2 protein-coding genes and 1 pseudogene are annotated in these 3,020 nt (G+C 70.9%); all 3 read right to left on the reverse strand.

Annotated features, from left to right (window positions below; genetic code table 11):
* Window positions 1-90 (reverse strand): annotated as a pseudogene (locus CCN51_RS58965) (RNA polymerase sigma factor); the annotation flags it as partial.
* Window positions 91-145: 55 nt separating this feature from the next.
* On the reverse strand, window positions 146-1,192 hold the full coding sequence (locus tag CCN51_RS51905; protein WP_238545391.1) for a DUF4328 domain-containing protein: 1,047 nt from the start codon (window positions 1,190-1,192) through the stop codon (window positions 146-148).
* Between the two features lie 376 nt (window positions 1,193-1,568).
* The coding region (locus CCN51_RS51910; protein ID WP_086861296.1) for a beta-N-acetylhexosaminidase at window positions 1,569-3,020 on the reverse strand (1,452 nt) is incomplete at its 5' end.

The raw sequence follows: 3,020 nt of genomic DNA on the forward strand, positions 1-3,020 counted from the left end.
AACCGCCCGGTACACGGTCCGGAAAGCGGTCTCGTCTCCGTCCTGCGCCGCGCGCACAGCGGCGGTCAGTTCCGCGTCGTCCCCCTGCACGCCCTCTACCTGCCCCACTCGGAGAAACGGAGGTCCAACGATGCCGTAGCCGAGGCTAGCCGTGGCCATAGGGCGGGTACTGCTGGTTCGCCGGACCGGGCGGGCCGTAGGGAGGTGTGGGAGGTGTGGGCGGCGTGGGAGACGTGCCGTAGGGCGGGGCGGGCGTGCCGTAGGGAGCGGTCGGCATGCCGTACGGAGCGCCGCCCGGCATCCCGTACGGGGCGGGGCCGGCCTGCGGCGGAAGCGAGGCGCGCTGCTCCTGCATCGCCGTGATCTGACGGACGAGCAGCAGCGCCAGGATGGCTGCGGCGAGGAGGACGACGGTCGCGAACATGTCGATCGCGAGAATGCCGTGCAGGTCGTCGAGGTCGCTCTTGATTTCCGAATAGCTCGGACGGTAGTCGGCGGACTCCATCTTCCCCTGCAGGGAGTTGTAGCGGATCGTGCCGATGACGTTGGTGACGGCGGCGACGATCCACGTCACCCACCATCCGTTGAGCAGTCCGCGGCGGACGTTGTGCGGTCCCTGGGGGGAGCTGGCGCGCCAGATGTCGTTGGCGATCTGCTTGGGGAACCAGAGGTTGACGACCGGGGTGAACCAAGAACCCGCGGCCCACCCGCTGCCGAACCGGTGCTGCCCGGGGGCGAACGCCTCGGCGTTCAGCCGCAGCCGCCGGAACCAGACGGCCCACACGACGGCGATCGCGACCATGAGGAAGAAGTAGAGGACCACCGCGGTCGTGTAGACGTCGTCCGCGTCCTCGAGCTTCCGGAGATCCTCACCGCTCATGCTCAGCAGGCCGCCGTCGAGGATGTCACCGAGGATGCCGTACTGGTCACCGCGCGCTATGAGCACGAAGATGAGGGAGGGGATCGCCAGGCCGAAGAGCACCACCAGCGTGGTCGACAGCCCGCGCCGCAGATCCACACCTCCGGTCGGCATCCCCATGCCCGGGGCGGCCGGGTACGCGAGCGGCGGCGCGGCCGGTATGCCCCCCTGCTGGGGCGGGGCATACGGCTGAGGCTGCTGGGGTGGCTGCTGATCGAGCTGTTGCTGGTAGGTCCCGCATGCTGCGCAGCGCCCGTCGGGGCCGACGGCCACGGCGCGGCAGTTCCCGCACGGATACATTTTTTGGAGTCCCCCTGAAAACGTCGCCCCTTTTGGGCCACGCAAGGAATAAACAACACCGCGCTCACAGCGCGGACCTGCACGTTACGGGGATTCGACCGGTCACGTCCAGAGCCGTACCGGGCGTCGGACTCGGCCCGGGTGCCTCGGTCCGGTCTCGATCTCGTCCAGGGGAGGTGTGACGGATTCGGGGCGTGCGACGCTGTAGGGAGTACGGGTCCTTCGCGGGCCCGCACCGGACGACGGTCGGGGCCTCTCCTGTGGGGGGTGGCGGCCCCGACCGTCCTTCCTTTGCGCGAGGGCCCGTTCTTGAGGTCCGGGCGAGGGCCCGTTCAGCGGGCCGCGGAGCTCACGTCGTCAGCCGGTCGTAGAGCGCGACGAAATTCTTCCAGCTCAGGGCCGGTTTCCCGGGATCCCACAGCCGCTGGGCCAGCGCCGCGAGCGGCAGCCTGATGCCGTTGGCCACTTGTGCCTGTGTCTGCGCGTCGGCGATGTCGCTCCACACCGCGAAGCGTGCGCCCGGCACCCGGGCGGGTCCGGTCAGCGACGGGTCGGGGACGGGCGTGGTGCCGCGCAGCACCGCCGGGGACCACTCTTCGTATATACGTTCGCCGGTCGGGTAGCGGAAGTTGTTCGGCTGCCCCAGCACGTAATAGAGGTATTCGTCGTTGAGGTTCACCACCGTGCGCCCCTCGCGCAGATACTCCACCGGTGGTCTGGCCCCGGCCTCCCGGCCCGTCCAGTACTCGACCTGAATGGATCGGTCGGGGGTGACGACGCCGCCGGAGAAGAAGCCGTCGTTCCACGCCTTGGGCTGCTTGCCCAGCTGGCGCGCGACCGCGGCGCGGGCGTTGAGCCACGCGGTGGCCAGGTCCTGGATGCGCCCCCGGGGCCCGTAGGCCAGCCGGGCGGCCGTGGCCAGGGCCGGATAGGTGGCCTCGGGGTTCCGCGACATCAGCGCGCCGTACTCGTCGCCGCCCAGGTGCCAGTACGGGCCGGGGAAGAGTGGCGCGAATTCGCGCATCAGATCGTCCACGATGCGTGCGGCGGCCGGGTTCGAGATGTTCACGGCGCCGCGGAACGCGGTCCCGCTCGCGGTGCGCAGCTGGAGCGCGGGGTGCGCGCGGATGACCGCGCCGAGGTGGCCGGGCGAGTCGATCTCGGGGACGACGGTGATGTGCAGGCTCTGGGCGAGGCTGACGATCCGGCGCACCTCCGGTTTGGTGAGGTGCTGCGGAGCGACGATCTCCGGATGCGTGGAGCTCTGGATACGGAAGGCCTGATCGTCGGAGAAGTGCAGACCGAGCTGGTTGAGCTTGAGATCGGCCATCTCGCGCAGCCGGGCCTCTATCCACGCGGGCGAGTAGTACTTACGGGCGATGTCGAGGTTGAGGCCGCGCTGTGAGCGGTCCGGGGCGTCGCGGATGACGCCCTGCGGCACCCGCCCCCCGGAGCGCAGCGCCTGCTTGACGGTGCGGGTGCCGTAGAAGACCCCGGCGTCGGCGGAGCCGGTGATCCGGGCCCGTCCGCCGCTCACGGTGAGGATGTACGCCTCGCGGCCGCCGCTCTGCTTGGGGTTCAGCGCGAGCTCCAGGTCGCCACGGCGCGCAGGGCCCGAGCTGACGCGAAGGCCCAGCTCACGGGCGATCAGCGCGGCCTCGTCGGCGAGCGGGCCACGCGTGTTGGTGACGACGCGGCTGCCCGCGCCGGGCCGCCAGCCGGGGCCGGCCGCAGGGACGAAGTGCCGGACGGACGGGATGGTGCGGGGCGCGGCGGGGGGTGCCGTCGGGCTGGCCGGGGG

Origin of the sequence: Streptomyces milbemycinicus (genome assembly GCF_002154605.1) — a bacterium.
Lineage (GTDB): Bacteria > Actinomycetota > Actinomycetes > Streptomycetales > Streptomycetaceae > Streptomyces > Streptomyces milbemycinicus.